Annotated in this window: 12 protein-coding genes and 1 tRNA gene; 9 read left to right on the top strand and 4 right to left on the bottom strand. The window is 72.6% G+C overall.

Features of this window, described 5'->3' with window-relative positions; all coding sequences use genetic code 11:
- The first annotated feature begins 86 nt into the window (after nt 1–86).
- Nucleotides 87–1430, top strand: coding sequence for an MFS transporter (locus E7Z53_RS06385; RefSeq protein ID WP_035928236.1), 1344 nt, complete (start codon nt 87–89; stop codon nt 1428–1430).
- Nucleotides 1431–1509: 79 nt separating this feature from the next.
- Here E7Z53_RS06385 and dcd read toward each other — a convergent pair whose 3' ends face one another.
- Entirely contained in the window at nt 1510–2085 is a 576-nt protein-coding gene (gene dcd / locus E7Z53_RS06380) for a dCTP deaminase (RefSeq protein WP_017832625.1), read from the bottom strand.
- 133 nt (nt 2086–2218) lie between these two features.
- Here dcd and E7Z53_RS06375 point away from each other — a divergent pair.
- From E7Z53_RS06375 to E7Z53_RS06345, 7 genes are all read left to right on the top strand, one after another.
- Nucleotides 2219–2289, top strand: a tRNA-Gly gene (locus E7Z53_RS06375).
- 164 nt (nt 2290–2453) lie between these two features.
- On the top strand, nt 2454–2900 hold the full coding sequence (gene panD / locus E7Z53_RS06370) for an aspartate 1-decarboxylase (protein ID WP_017832626.1): 447 nt from the start codon (nt 2454–2456) through the stop codon (nt 2898–2900).
- 92 nt (nt 2901–2992) lie between these two features.
- On the top strand, nt 2993–3919 hold the full coding sequence (locus E7Z53_RS06365; RefSeq protein ID WP_109221685.1) for an AEC family transporter: 927 nt from the start codon (nt 2993–2995) through the stop codon (nt 3917–3919).
- Between the two features lie 283 nt (nt 3920–4202).
- Nucleotides 4203–5525, top strand: a complete 1323-nt coding sequence (locus E7Z53_RS06360; RefSeq protein WP_109221686.1) for an extracellular solute-binding protein — start codon at nt 4203–4205, stop codon at nt 5523–5525.
- A complete protein-coding gene (locus tag E7Z53_RS06355; RefSeq protein ID WP_109221687.1) occupies nt 5522–6514 on the top strand; it encodes a carbohydrate ABC transporter permease in 993 nt (330 codons plus the stop codon). The genes E7Z53_RS06360 and E7Z53_RS06355 overlap by 4 nt, the downstream gene beginning before the upstream one ends.
- Nucleotides 6515–6517: 3 nt before the next feature.
- On the top strand, nt 6518–7351 hold the full coding sequence (locus E7Z53_RS06350) for a carbohydrate ABC transporter permease (RefSeq protein ID WP_017832630.1): 834 nt from the start codon (nt 6518–6520) through the stop codon (nt 7349–7351).
- Nucleotides 7352–7402: 51 nt separating this feature from the next.
- Nucleotides 7403–8662: an ABC transporter ATP-binding protein gene (locus tag E7Z53_RS06345; protein ID WP_017832631.1), complete on the top strand. Its 1260-nt coding sequence runs from the start codon at nt 7403–7405 to the stop codon at nt 8660–8662.
- A gap of 132 nt (nt 8663–8794) precedes the next feature.
- On the opposite strand, the gene E7Z53_RS06340 is transcribed toward E7Z53_RS06345, so the two are convergent.
- Nucleotides 8795–9445, bottom strand: coding sequence for a hypothetical protein (locus E7Z53_RS06340; RefSeq protein ID WP_035928227.1), 651 nt, complete (start codon nt 9443–9445; stop codon nt 8795–8797).
- Between the two features lie 147 nt (nt 9446–9592).
- Between E7Z53_RS06340 and E7Z53_RS06335 the strand changes: the two genes are divergently transcribed.
- Entirely contained in the window at nt 9593–10576 is a 984-nt protein-coding gene (locus E7Z53_RS06335; RefSeq protein WP_176337403.1) for a hypothetical protein, read from the top strand.
- Nucleotides 10577–10582: 6 nt separating this feature from the next.
- Here E7Z53_RS06335 and E7Z53_RS06330 read toward each other — a convergent pair whose 3' ends face one another.
- Together E7Z53_RS06330 and E7Z53_RS06325 are read right to left on the bottom strand one after the other, a co-directional pair.
- The gene (locus E7Z53_RS06330) at nt 10583–12475 is read right to left on the bottom strand and encodes an NHL domain-containing thioredoxin family protein (protein ID WP_095650362.1); all 1893 of its coding nucleotides are present in this window, start codon (nt 12473–12475) and stop codon (nt 10583–10585) included.
- 74 nt (nt 12476–12549) lie between these two features.
- Nucleotides 12550–14706: a cytochrome c oxidase assembly protein gene (locus tag E7Z53_RS06325; protein ID WP_176337402.1), complete on the bottom strand. Its 2157-nt coding sequence runs from the start codon at nt 14704–14706 to the stop codon at nt 12550–12552.
- Between the last annotated feature and the right edge of the window lie 37 nt (nt 14707–14743).

Genomic DNA, 14743 nt, shown 5'->3' with positions numbered 1-14743 from the left:
GTTTCCTGGGCGGAACCCGGATTGCCGGGCGGTCCTCCGGCGAGGCCGCCCTCCGCGACGGGCACCGCGGGCCTAGCATGACTGCCATGGACGCCACGCCCCCCGGCCCTCCCGCCCCCGTCCCCTCCCTCCCGGCGACGGCGTTCGTGCCGCGCCGCTCGCACGTGTGGGCCTGGAGCCTGTGGGACGCCGGATCCGCCGCCTTCAACGCCGTGATGACCACGTTCGTGTTCACCGTCTATCTCACGAGCGACCCCTTCGGCGGGGAGGACCGCGCCTCGGAGGTGCTGGGCTACGGGATCGGGGCCGCCGGCGTGGTGGTGGCCCTGCTGGCCCCCGTGGTGGGCCAGCGCAGCGACGGCGCGGGGCGGCGCAAGCTGTGGCTCGGGATCAACACGATGCTCACGGCGCTGCTCACGGCCCTGTGCTTCCTGGTCCTCCCCGACCAGCCGTACCTCTACCTCGGGGTGGGCCTGCTGGCGCTGGCCAACGTCTTCGACGAGTTCGCGGTGGTCAACTACAACGCGATGCTGCCGGGGATCGCGGGCCGCGAGCACATCGGGCGGGTGAGCGGCCAGGGCTGGGCGATGGGCTACTTCGGCGGGATCGTGGCGCTGACGATCGTGCTGTTCGGGTTCATCACCCCGGGCCTGCTCGGCATCCCCGAGGAGGACGCCCTCAACGTGCGGGCCGTGGCCCTGTTCTCGGGGCTGTGGATCGCGCTGTTCTCGATCCCCGTCCTGCTGGTGGTGCCCGAGATCCGCCCCACCCGCCGGGGACCGCGCCCGTCCGTGGCCCGCTCCTACCGCCAGCTGTGGCAGACCCTGCGGGAGCTGTACCGTGACGCCCCGCAGACGCTGTGGTTCCTGCTCTCCTCCGCCGTGTTCCGGGACGGGCTCAACGCGGTGTTCACCTTCGGCGGCGTCATCGCGGCCGGCACGTTCGGCTTCACCCTGAGCGAGGTCATCGTCTTCGCGATCGTCGGCAACGTGGCGGCCGGGGCGGGCGCCCTCGTGGGCGGGCGGCTCGACGACCGGGTGGGGCCCAAGCGCGTCATCGTGGCGTCGCTCGTCGGCATCCTGCTGGCCGGGACCCCGCTGCTGTTCCTCGAGGGCACGGCGGCGTTCTGGGTCTGCGGGCTGCTGCTGTGCCTGTTCGTGGGCCCCGCGCAGTCCGCCTCCCGCACGTTCCTCGGCCGGCTCACGCGGACCGGCGAGGAGGGCGCCCTGTTCGGCCTCTACGCCACCACGGGGCGGGCCGTGAGCTTCTTGGCGCCCACCCTGTTCGCGGTGTTCGTCTCCGTGCTCGGCGCGCAGCGCTGGGGGATCCTCGGGATCCTCCTGGTGGTCGGCGCCGGCCTGCTCCTGCTGCTGCGTGCGCGCGACCCGAAGACCGCGGCGTCCCCCCACCACGGCGCCGGCGGTTCGTGAGCCGACCGGTTCGTGGGCCCGCCGGTTCACGGGCCGCGGGGCGCCGGCACACCGCCGGGCGCGGCCGGGCCGTGCGGGGTCAGATGCGGGTGCGGGAGAACCCGAGGTGGCTGCGCGAGGCCGTGGGTCCGCGCTGCCCCTGGTACCGGTTGCCGTAGGCGCCGGAGCCGTACGGGTGCTCCGTGGGCGAGGACAGCCGGAAGAAGCACAGCTGGCCCACCTTGGAGCCCGGCCACAGCTTGATCGGCAGCGTGGCCATGTTGGACAGCTCGAGCGTGACGTGCCCCGAGAAGCCCGGGTCGATGAACCCCGCCGTGGAGTGGGTCAGCAGGCCCAGGCGCCCCAGCGAGGACTTCCCCTCGAGACGGGCGGCGATGTCGTCCGGGAGGGTCACCTTCTCGTAGGTGGAGCCGAGCACGAACTCCCCCGGGTGCAGCACGAAGGCCTCCTCGGGGTCGACCTCCACGAGCCGGGTGAGCTCCGGCTGCTCCACGGACGGGTCGATGTGCGCGTACTTGTGGTTGTCGAAGAGCCGGAACCAGCGGTCCAGCCGCACGTCGATGCTGGCGGGCTGGATCAGGGCGGGATCGTAGGGCTCGAGGACGACCCGGCCGCCGTCGAGCTCCCGGCGGATGTCGCGGTCAGAGATCAGCACGGTCCCCAAGGTATCGCACGGCCGGGCGCCGGACCGCGCTGCGCCGCCGCCCCGTGCCCACCCCCGTCCCGGCGGGTGGTGTAGAGTGTGTGCTGTCCTCGTCCGGTGCTCGCCCCGGACGGACCACGGATGCGCGGCTGTAGCTCAATGGTAGAGCGCACGCTTCCCAAGCCTGATACGCGGGTTCGATTCCCGTCAGCCGCTCTCGCACCGAACGCCCCGAGCCCACCCGGCCGGGGCGTTCGTCGTCTCCCGGGACCGCGCGGTAGGATGTCCCCGCGCCCCGTTCCCCGCATCCGCACCGGGGCGACCGCCCGGGCCCCGCGCCCGTCACCCGCACCCCGCTCACGAGGAGCACATCTCCCGTCATGCTGCGCACCATGTTCAAGGCCAAGATCCACCGTGCCGTCGTGACCCAGGCCGACCTCCACTACGTCGGCTCGGTCACCGTCGACCAGGACCTCCTCGACGCCGCCGACATCCTCCCCGGCGAGCTCGTCTCCATCGTGGACGTCACCAACGGCGCGCGGCTGGAGACCTACACGATCGCCGGCGAGCGCGGCTCCGGCGTCGTCGGGATCAACGGGGCCGCCGCCCACCTCGTGCACCCCGGGGACCTCGTCATCCTCATCAGCTACGCGCAGATGGACGACGCCGAGGCGCGCGCCCACGTGCCGTCCGTGGTCCACGTGGACGCGGACAACCGGATCGTCGACCTCGGGTCGGATCCCGCCGAGGCCCTGCTCGACGGCGTCGCCCGCCCGCCCCACTCCCGGACGCTGAGCGCCGCCCGCGCCGACCTGCCCGCCGCGTGACCCGCCCCGGCCCGACCGCGGACGGGCCGGTGATGGGATAGAACTGTATGGGCCCGCGGACGCGGACCCGCAGCAGCGCGAGGGAGGGTCCCGTGACCGGAGTGTTCTCGGGGTTCTTCATCGTCTGGGCCGTCATCCTGACCGGCTACGCCGTGGGCCGGAGGGGCGTGCTGGGTCCCCAGGGGCAGCTCGTGCTGAGCAAGTTCGCCTTCTACGTGGCCAGCCCGCCGCTGCTGTTCCTCACCATCTCCGAGGCGGACATCGCCCAGATCCTCTCCGCGCCGCTGCTGGTGGCCGCCGTGTCCGCCGTGGCCACGACCCTCGTCTACGCCGGGATCGCCCGGTGGGTGCTGCGCCGGGACGCGGCCAGCACCGTGATGGGCGCCCAGGCCGCCTCCCAGGTGAACTCGGCCAACCTCGGCATCCCGATCGCCGTCTTCGTGCTCGGGGACGCGTCCCAGGTGGTCCCCGTCATCCTGTTCCAGCTGGCGCTCAACACCCCCGTCTACCTGACCGTCATGGACACCCTCACCGACGGCCGCCGCCCCAGCCTCGGCAGCGTCCTGGGCAATGTGGTCACCAACCCGATGATCGTGGGCTCCGGGCTGGGCATCCTCTTCGCCGTCACCGGGTGGCGGCTGCCGGAGGTGGTGCACGAGCCCGTGGAGCTGGTGGCGGGGGCCTCCATCCCGGCGATGCTGATGGCCTTCGGCATCTCCCTGGTGGGCGCCTCTCCGCTGCGGCGGGGTGCCGGGCCGCGCCGGGACGTGGTGCTGGCCAGCACGCTCAAGCTGCTGCTCCACCCGGCGCTGGCGTTCCTGTTCGCCCGGTTCGTGCTGGGCCTGGACGGCCACCTCCTCTACGCCGTGGTGGTGATGGCGGCGCTGCCGACCGCCCAGAACATCTACGTGGCGGCCGTGCGCTACGGCCGGGCGGAGCAGCTGTGCCGGGACACCGTGCTCGTCACCACGGTGGTCGCCATGCTGACCATGGCGGTCGTGGCCCTGCTGCTCTCCTGAGCCGCCCCGCCGCGCCCCAGAACCTCCCGGCGCGGGGCCGCACCCGGTGCCGTTCAAGGCGGGAACAGCCGGGCGCACCGGGACACGCCCGGACCCACGGCGGCACACCGATGCAAACCGTCAGGTTACTGGTATGTGAGGTAGCGCACTCATAGACTGAAGGCTCCGTGCAGGGGTGGTCGACCGGCAGCACCCGCCGCCGACCGTCCCGCCGACCGGGTCCCACAGGATCCCCTCGACGCCCCTCGCGGACCGCCACATCGCCGAAGGGGAGGAACGACCGTTGACCACCACCTCACACCCCCACAGAGCACCGGGCAGGCGGCGGCTCAGCGCCGCCGCGGCCCTCGGTGCCGTGGGTGCCCTGCTTATGACGGGGTGCGGTGACGCCGACGCCGGCGCCACCCCCACCCTGACCTGGTACATCAACCCCGACGCCGGCGGTCAGGCGGAGCTCGCGCAGCAGTGCTCCGAGGAGTCCGGAGGCCGGTACAACATAGAGACCTCGCTGCTCCCGCGCGACGCCGCGTCGCAGCGCGAGCAGCTCGCCCGGCGCCTGGCCGCCGGGGACAGCTCGATGGACATCATGAGCCTGGACCCGCCCTTCATCCCCGAACTGGCCGAGCCGGGCTTCCTGTCCCCCGTGCCGGGGGACGTGGAGGAGGCCACGACCCAGGACGTCCTGGCGGGGCCCCTCGAGGGCGCGAAGTGGAAGGACGAGCTGGTCTCGGTGCCGTTCTGGGCCAACACCCAGCTGCTGTGGTACCGGGAGTCCGTGGCGGAGGCCGCCGGTCTGAACATGGACGAGCCGGTGACCTGGGAGCAGATCATGGACGCCGCGCGGGAGCAGGACAAGTACCTCGGGGTGCAGGGCACGTCGGCCGAGTCGATGACCGTGTGGGTGAACGCCCTCGTGGCGTCCGCGGGAGGCTCGATCGTGGAGAACCCGGAGGCCCCCTCCGACGAGATCTCGATCGGCCTGGACTCCGACGCCGGCCGGAAGGCGGCCGAGATCGTCGGGACCATCGGCCAGGACGGGCTCGGCGGCCCCGGCCTGCCGACCGCCGACGAGAACGCCTCGATGATCCAGTTCCAGTCCGACGACGGCTCCTTCATGGTCAACTGGCCCTTCATCTACGCGGCGACCGCCGCCGCCGTGGAGGGCGGGACGGTCGACCAGTCCGTGTACGAGGACATCGGCTGGGCCCTGTGGCCGCGGGTGGACCCGGACGAGCCCTCCGCTCCCCCGCTGGGCGGGATCAACATCGGCGTGGGCGCCACGTCCGAGCACCAGGAGCTGGCGTGGGAGGCGGTCGAGTGCATCGTCCAGCCCGAGAACCAGGCCTACTACTTCGTGAGCAACGGCAACCCGGCGGCGTCCGAGGCCGCCTACGAGGACCCGGAGGTCCGGGAGGCCTACCCGATGTACGCCACGATCCGCGAGTCCCTGGACAACGCGGCCCCGCGCCCGCAGACGCCGTTCTACAACGAGGTCTCCACCGCCATCCAGCAGGAGTGGACCCCGCCGGCGTCCGTCACCGAGGACACGCCCCGGCTCACCGCCGAGTTCATCGAGTCCGTCCTGAGAGGAGAGCGGCTGCTATGAGCACCGTCGTCAACCCCAACGCCCCCGGCACCGGGCCCCGGGAGGTCTCCCCGGCCCCCGTGACCGGCCGCCGCAGCGCGAAGCCGGTGATGTCCGACCGGGCCCGGTCGGAGCGCAAGCTCGGCTGGATGCTCGCCGGTCCGGCGTTCATCGTGATGCTGCTGGTCACGATGTACCCGATCCTGCAGGCGCTGTGGGACTCCTTCTTCTCGTTCCGGCTCACCGCCCCCGGGGAGAAGGAGTTCGTCTTCCTCGGCAACTACGCCACGGTCCTCACCGACGGGGTGTTCTGGCGGGACCTGTGGATCACGGTGCTCATCACGATCGTCACCGTGGTCGTGGAGCTCGTCCTCGGCTTCGCCCTGGCGCTCGTGATGAACAACGCGATCCGCAGCACCAAGGGGCTGCTGCGCACCGCGATCCTGGTCCCCTACGGCATCATCACCGTGGTCTCCGCGTTCGCCTGGTTCTACGCGTTCGACATCACGACCGGCTACATCAACAACTGGTTCTCCTGGGTCCCGGGCATCGGCCCGGACTTCAACTGGTTCGCGTCCCAGTGGCCGGCCCTGTTCGTGATCATGGCCTCCGAGATCTGGAAGACCACGCCGTTCATCTCGCTCCTGCTGCTCGCCGGCCTGGCCCAGGTGCCGAGCGAGTACACCGAGGCGGCGCGGGTCGACGGCGCCACGTGGTGGCAGCGGATGTCCCGGGTGGTCCTGCCCAACATGAAGGCCGCGATCATGGTGGCCGTGGTGTTCCGCGCCCTGGACGCGTTCCGCATCTTCGACAACATCTTCATCATGACCCAGGGGCAGTACGGCACGGAGACCCTGTCCCTGCTCGCCTACCGCACCTCCATCGGCCGACTGGAGATCGGGCTCGGCTCGGCGATCTCCGTGATCCTGTTCGTCTGCGTGCTGCTGATCGCCTTCGTCGCCATCAAGGTGTTCAAGGTCGACCTCGCCGGCGCCGGGAAGGGAAGGTAACCCATGACCACCAAGCAGAAGGTCGGATGGGGCGTCGTCACGGTCCTGGTCCTCATTTACGCCCTGTTCCCCGTCGCCTCGATCCTCATGACGTCCTTCAAGACGCCCGCGGACCTGACCTCCGGGAAGTTCCTGCCCACGCAGTGGGTCGGGGAGAACTACTCCTCGATCTTCGTGGGGCAGGCGCGCGAACTGTTCGTGCCCTCCCTGATCAACTCGATCGGCATCTGCCTGATCGCCACGGCCGTGGCCGTGGTGCTCGCCACGCTCTGCGCCTACGCCATCGCCCGGCTGGACTTCCCGGGCAAGAAGATGATCCTGACGGTCGCCCTGGCGGTGTCCATGTTCCCCGTGGTCTCGATCGTGACCCCGCTGTTCAACCTGTGGCGCCAGATCGGGCTGTACGACACCTGGCCCGGCCTGATCATCCCCTACCTCTCGCTCACCCTGCCGATCTCCATCTGGACGCTGACCGCGTTCTTCCAGCAGATCCCGTGGGACCTCGAGCGGGCGGCCCAGGTGGACGGCGCCACCACGTGGCAGGCGTTCCGCAAGGTCATCGTGCCGCTGGCCCTGCCCGGCGTCTTCACCACGGCGATCATCGCGTTCTTCATCGCGTGGAACGACTTCGTCTACGGCATCGGCCTCACCTCCACCGAGGCGGCCCGGCCCGTCCCGGCGGCGCTCGCGTTCTTCACCGGCGCCTCACAGTTCGAGGACCCGGCGGGCGCGATCTCCGCGGCGGCCATCGTCGTCACCATCCCGGTGGTGCTGCTGGTGCTGCTGTTCCAGCGCCAGATCGTCTCCGGCCTCACCCAGGGCGCGGTCAAGGGCTGAGCCCGCGCCGCCTCCCGCATCTTCCGAACCGAACGAAGGACTGAGTCCCAGATGGCATCCATCACCCTCAACCACCTCGTCAAGAAGTACGGCGACGGCTTCCCGGCCGTCAACGACGTGTCGATCGACATCGCCGACGGCGAGTTCCTCATCCTCGTGGGGCCCTCCGGCTGCGGCAAGTCCACGCTGCTGCGGATGATCGTGGGCCTCGAGGACATCACCTCCGGGGACCTCCTGATCAACGGCCAGCGGGTCAACGAGAAGGAGCCCCGCGAGCGCAACCTGTCCATGGTGTTCCAGAACTACGCGCTCTACCCGCACCTGACCGTGTACGAGAACATCGCGTTCCCGCTGCGGCTGTCCAAGGGCAAGTTCTCCGACGAGGAGATCGACCGCAAGGTGCGCACGGCGTCGTCGACCCTGGACCTCGACGACCACCTCGAGCGCAAGCCGGCCAACCTCTCCGGCGGCCAGCGCCAGCGCGTGGCGATGGGCCGGGCGATCGTGCGGGACGCCGACGCGTTCCTGTTCGACGAGCCCCTGTCCAACCTGGACGCGAAGCTGCGCGGCCAGATGCGCACCGAGATCGCCCAGCTCCAGCGCCGGATGGGCATCACCTCGGTCTACGTGACCCACGACCAGACGGAGGCCATGACCCTCGGCGACCGCGTGGCGGTGCTCAAGAAGGGCATCCTGCAGCAGATCGCCTCGCCCCGTGAGCTCTACGAGCAGCCGGCGAACCTGTTCGTGGCGGGGTTCATCGGCTCCCCGTCGATGAACTTCCTCCCGGCGCACGTGAAGGGCAGCGTGTTCGACACCCCGCTGGGCGAGATCCCGGTCCCCGAGAAGGCCGCCGGGAAGCTGCCCGCGGACGGGTCGATCGTGCTGCTCGGCCTGCGCCCCGAGCACTTCAACGACGCCAAGTTCGTGGACGAGGCGATCGCCTCCCGCGGCACCGTCTTCGACACCGAGTTCACCCACACCGAGTGGATGGGCAACGAGCAGTACGGCTACATCAACTACCGGCAGGACGACTCGGTCAAGGCGAAGCTCGACGAGCTGGCGCAGGAGCTGGACGGGGACGAGATGCACCCGCAGATCGTCGTCTCCCTCGACGCCACCTCCCGCATCCGCGGGGGGACGAAGGGCAGGATCTGGGTCGACACCCGCCGGATGCACGTCTTCGACCCCGAGACCGGCGCGAACCTGACCCGGGACGAGGAGGCCGGCGCCGAGCTGACCCGCGAGGCCGTCGAGGAGCGCAAGGCCGAGATCGAGCGGGCCCGCCAGGAGCTGGCCGCCGCCGGCTGAGCACGAGGCGCTCCGCACGGTGCCCGAGGAGCCCGCCGCCCGCTGCCGGGGCGGCGGGCTCCCGCGCGTCCGGGGCGCGGCAGGTGCACGGGAGCCTGGGGGCGCCGCAGGAGCCGGCGAGCCCCGGGGGGCTCAGCCGGTGCCCGGAAGACCGAGCGAGAACCACCCCACGAGGGCGAGGACGGCGAGCAGGCCCGCGGAGGACGCGGCCGAGCGCAGCCGCGGGTGCCGGAGCCCCCAGGGCACGAGCCGGGGCCAGCGGGCCGCGGCCTCCCGCGCCGTCGCGCGCTCGAGGTGGGTGCGGGGCGCTCCCAGCGCCACGGCGACGTCCTCGAGGGCGCGGGCGTCCCACACCGCGCCGTCGAGGCCCAGGACCCGGCGGCCCGAGCGGCCCGCCGCCCACAGGTGGGGGCGGGCGTCCGAGCGCGGGGCGCCGGCCGCCCGGTGCAGGGCCCCGACCGTGACGACGTGCTCCACCTCCGCGAGCGGCGTGGCGGCGAAGCCCACGGTGCGGGAGCGCAGGACGTGGCTGTCCGTGCGGACGACCAGGACGGGACGCAGCCGGACCCAGCACGCGGCGGCGGCGACGAGCACCAGCGCGAGCACCACCGCCGCCACGCCGGGGGCCGGGCGCCGCGCCCAGAGGAACAGCACGAGCACCACGACCACCAGCAGCGGGCCCAGGCAGGAGAGCAGGCGCCGGCCGTAGGAGCCCAGCCGGGGACGCAGCACGGCGCGGACGGGTCCGTACTTCTCGGGGACCTGGCGGACGGAGTCGGCCATGGGGAGTCAGCTCCAGACGGGGGACGATCGGGCGGGGAAGGGGTGCGGCACGTAGCGTACCCGTCCTGGGGCGGACCGCGCCCCCGGACGGGCCCCGCCCGGCCCGGTGCACGCGCAGGCCGGGGGGCGATCGGCTAGCGTGATCGGATGGAGTCCAACGTCCGCGTGCTGAAAGCCCTCGGGGCCTGGCTGTTCCTCGTGCTGCTCGGGGTGGCGGCCGCCGCCGTCACCATCGCCCTGGTGAACAAGTACATGTACGGCCCGGAGACGGACGTCCGGGCCTACGTCGAGGACCTGCGGGACGGGGACGGCGGCGAGGCCCTGGGGCTGCTCAACGCCCGCGTCCCGGAGGCCAACGCGGCGATGCTGGACGGCGACCCGCTCGAGGCCGCGGCCGAGGACCTCGAGGACCTGGAGGTCTCCACCGTCTCGGAGGACGGCGAGCGGGCCGTGGTCCGCGCGGACTACACCCTCAACGGCGAGCCGCACAGCTCCGAGTTCGCCCTCCACCCCGTGGACACCCAGTGGGGCTTCTTCACGGTGTGGGCGTTCGACGAGACCCCCCTGCCCACGGTGACGGTCAGTCTGCCGGGGGCCACCTCGGTCGACATGAACGGCATGTCCGTGGCCCTGCCGGAGTCCTCCGCGGAGTTCTCCGCCTTCTTCCCGGGCGTCTACACGGCCTCCTACACGTCCGAGCTCGTGGCTGCCGACCCGGTGCGCACCGTGCTGACCGACCCGGGCCAGCAGGCGGAGATCGTCCTGGAGGCCCGGCCGACCGAGGCCCTCGAGCAGGAGGTGGACCGGCAGCTGAAGGAGCACCTGGACGGCTGCGCCGGGCAGGGCAGCCTCTTCCCGTCCGGCTGCCCGTTCTCCTTCGAGTTCGACGGCCGGGTCTCGGGGGACGTGGAGTGGACGATCGAGTCCTATCCGGACCCGGAGATCGTCGTGGGGGCCGAGGGCGGCCGGGGCTGGGCCCTGGAGCCCGCGCAGGGCACCGCGCGGATCGCCTTCGACTCCCTCGACCTGTTCACCGGCGACGTCGAACGGCTCGAGCGCACCGTGCCGTTCGAGGTCGCCGCCGACCTCGACATCGACGGCTCGACGGTGCGGGTCGACCCGCGCGGCTGAGCCCGCTCAGTTGACGCCGCGCAGGTCCAGGACCAGCTCGCTCTCCCCGTCGGCGTCCAGCACGAAGGGGATGCCCCAGTCCTGCTGGTAGAGGTGGCAGGCCGCGTGGTCGGGGATCTCCCCGCCCGGCTCGCCGTCGCACGCCGCGGCGCGCGCGGTGATGTGCAGCACGCCCTCGGTGACGCCGTCCGCCAGCACGAGCTGCCGGCGCAGGCCCTGGGCCGTGCCGGCGCCCTCGGCCAGCGCCTCCTCGGGGGAGGACGAGATCCTCAGCTGCGTCGGGTCCCCCCACCGGTCGTCGAGCTTCTGCCCGGTCGGCGCCGCGAAGCGCACCTCGACCGCGAGCGCGCCCGGGGCGAGCCTGGTGCGGGCCCGCTGGGTCCGCGACGCCCCCTCGTCGACGCGCTGGGCGGCGGCGGGGATCGGCACGCGCACCAGGCGGTGGGCGTTGGCCTCGACGACGACGAGCAGCGGCTCCTCCCCCGAGACGTCCAGCAGCACGTCGGAGGGCTCGGCCAGGCCGCGGGCCAGCGTGGCCACCTGCCGGGTCCGGGGGTCGTAGTGGCGCACGGCGCCGTTGTAGGTGTCCGCCACGGCGACCGAGCCGTCGGGCAGCTGAGCCACGCCGAGGCAGTGCTGCAGGCGGGCCCCGCCGGCGTCGCCGTCGCGGAAGCCGAAGTCGAACAGCCCCTCGCCCACGGCGGTCTCGACCGCGACGGCCCCGTCGTCGTCGAACCGGAGCACGCGCAGGGCGGAGGTCTCCGAGTCGGCGATCCACACGTTGCCTTCGTGGTCCTCCGCGAGCCCCGAGGACTGCGCGAACCACGCCTCGGCGCCGGACCCGTCCTTGAGCCCCTCGTCCCCCGTGCCCGCGAGCACGGCGAGCCGGCCGGTCCGGGGGTCGAACGAGAACAGCTGGTGGGTGCCCGCCATGGCCACCACGAGCCGGTCGGCCCGCGCGGACCACACGACGTCCCACGGGGAGGACAGCGCGACCTCCAGCGGGTCGGCCTCGGGGTCGATGTGGTTCGGCTCCGCCCCCCGCGCGCGCTCCTCGTCGAGCAGCCGCTGCACCCCGCTGCCGGCCACCGTGCGCACCTGCCCCGTGGCGAGGTCCACGCCCCGGAGCCGGTGGTTGACGGAGTCCGCCACGACCACGTCGTAGCCGGCGGCCGCGCGCACCTCCTCGGGCAGCAGCGTGAGCCCCTGGGGCTCGGTGAAGCGCGCGGTCCCCGGGTCGCCGTCCGCGTGGCCCTTGCCCGCGCCGATCACCCGGCGGACGGTCTCGAGGTCGTTGTCGAGCTGGACCAGACGGTGGTGGCCCGTGTCGGAGACCAGGAACGAGCCGTCCGGCAGCGGCAGCACCTTGCCCGGGAAGCGGAGGTCCCCCTCGGGCGCCGGCCGGGGCACGTACGGCCCGTCGCCGCGGTGCAGGGTGCCCCGGGCCTCGTGCTCGGCCACGAGCTCCTCCACGAGGGTGACGAGGCCCTGCACGTGGCCCTCCCCCGAGAGGTGCGCCACGATGTAGCCCTCCGGGTCCACCACCACGAGCGTGGGCCACGCGCGGGCCGTGTAGGCGTCCCAGGTGGTCAGCTCGGGGTCGTCGAGCACGGGGTGGTGGACCTCGTAGCGGTCCACGGCGGCCGCGAGCGCGTCCGGGTCGGCCTCGTGCTCGAACTTCGGGGAGTGCACGCCCACCGTGACGAGGACGTCGGAGAAGCGCTCCTCGAGGGGGCGCAGCTCGTCGAGCACGTGCAGGCAGTTGATGCAGCAGAAGGACCAGAAGTCCAGGACCACGACCTTGCCGCGCAGCGCGGCGAGGTCGAGGTCCCTGCCGCCGGTGTTGAGCCAGGCACGGCCCTGCAGCTCGGAGGCGCGGACGCGGGAGGTGAGGCGCATGGAGGGGGATCCTTTCGGGGCGGAGCAGGACGGGGTGGACGGGGCGGACCAGGCGGCAGGACGGGCGGCGGGGCTCAGGGCCGGGCGGCGCGGTCGTCGCGCTCGGCGAGCCCGGCCATCATCTCGTTGTAGGCCTTGAGCTCGGCGTCGTCCGTGCGATCGGCCTTGCGGTCCGCACGGCGGTTCTCCTTGGTGCCCTCGATCGCCCACATGATCGCGACGACGACGGCGACGACGACGGTGGGGAACTCGCCGATCCCCCACATGAGGGCCCCGCCGAGCTGCTGGTCCTCGATCGCGGTGCGGCCCCAGTCCCGGCCGGTGTTGCCGAACCAGGAGGCCTGCAGCAGGGTGTCGGAGCCCATGAGGGCGACCCCCACGAAGGCGTGGTAGACCATCGTGGCCAGCAGCAGGACCAGGCGCATCATGTGGCCGGGGCGGTACGGGACGGGGTCCGTGCCGATCAGCACCAGCATGAACAGGTACCCGGTGATCAGGAAGTGCACGACCATGAACACGTGGCCCACGTGGTAGTGCAGGGTGAAGTGGAACAGCGGGGTGAAGTAGAAGACCACGATGGAGCCGGCGAAGTTCACGGCCGCGAAGATCGGGTGCGTCACGACCCTGCCGAACCCGGAGTGCACGAGCCGCAGGATCCACTCGCGGGGCCCGCGGGTGCCGTCCGGGCGGGACTCCAGGGCCTTGAGCAGCAGGGTGACCGGCGCGCCCAGGACCAGGAAGATCGGCACGACCATGGTCAGTGCCATGTGCTCGACCATGTGCGCCGAGAACAGGACCCGGCCGTAGACGGCGAACCCGCCCGAGGTGATGAAGAACAGCACCCCGACCCCGGTGAGCCACGAGAGGGTGCGCAGCACGGACCAGGAGTCCCGGCGCCGGCGCACGCGCACGAACGCCCACAGGTAGACGGCCGCGAGGAACACGCAGACCGCGAGCCACAGCCAGTCGACGCGCCACGTGGTGAACCACGAGGCCGCGGTGGGCTCGGGCGGCAGCTCGTACCAGGTGAGGATCAGCGCCGGGGAGGCGTCCGGGGCGATCTCCTCGGGCACCGGCGGGGCGGTCCGGGACAGGGCCACGGCGACGCCCATGACGGCGCCCATCACCAGCAGCTCCCCGAGCACGAGCTGCCACACGGCGCGGCGGGCCGTGAGCCGGCCGGCCTCGAGCGCGGGCACCAGCCACCGGCGGTGCGCGAGGCCCGCCAGGCCCAGGCCCAGCGTGAGGACGAACTTGACCAGCACGAGCCACCCGTAGCCGCTGAGGAGCTGCTCCCAGGAGCCGATGCGCACGGCCGCGTTGACCGTCCCGGAGAGCAGGACGAGGAGGAAGGCGCCGAGGGCGACCGCGGAGAAGCGGCGCAGGACCACGGCCGCGATCGGCACCCGCCGCCGCGGGCCGGCGGACGGACGGCCCCGGGCGGCGCCCTCGGGGAGCGTGCCGGTGCCGGCGTCCGGGGCGCTCAGCTGCGGGGAGAGCCAGGCGAGCACCACGAGCCCTCCCGTCCACAGCCCCGCGCCCAGCAGGTGCAGGCCCAGGGAGTTGACGGCGCCCATGTGGTCGTTGCCGCCGGCGGAGTGCCCGTTGAGGGCCATGGCGACGAGGGCCGCGCAGGACAGGGCCAGGGTGAGCAGCAGCCCGAGCAGCGCCCGGATGCCGAAGACCAGGGTGGTCACGACGGCGGCCACCACGACGATCGCCGCCTGGGCCTGTCCGGTGGGGATGTCCGTGGTGTAGTGCAGCAGCTGCTGGGTGTAGGTCCCGTCCCCGCCCACGGGCACGCCCGCGACGTCGGAGTAGGACAGGACGAGCACGGCCACGGCGGCCACGGTCCAGACCACGGCCGCGGCCTCGGCGAGGCGCAGAGTGTGGCGGAACAGCGGGTGCTCGGGGGCCGCGGCGCGGTCCCGGGTGCCCCGGCGGCGCCCGTCGACGGTGGTCGGCACGACGCCCACCGCGAACAGCAGGGCCCCCATGACCACCACCAGCGCGCCGTTGTGCACGAGCTCCGCGGCGGGCAGCCCCCAGCGGACCAGCGCCCCGGGGTCGGCGGCGAGCCGGGCCGCGCCGGAGCCGGTCCACAGCATCGCCGCGATGAGCGCCGCGAGGGCCACGAGGGGCACGGCCGCGAGCCACCAGGGGTCGATCCCCCGGTCGCCCGGCCGGGCGGCGGTGCCGTGGTCGGCGCGCTCGGCCGTCCTCGAACTCATGGTCAGTCTCCTTCATCCGCCCCACGACGACGGGGCG

It is taken from the genome of Kocuria salina, from assembly GCF_013368965.1.
GTDB classification, from domain to species: Bacteria; Actinomycetota; Actinomycetes; order Actinomycetales; family Micrococcaceae; genus Kocuria; species Kocuria rosea.
This window is presented reverse-complemented; position numbering and strand designations above follow the sequence as displayed.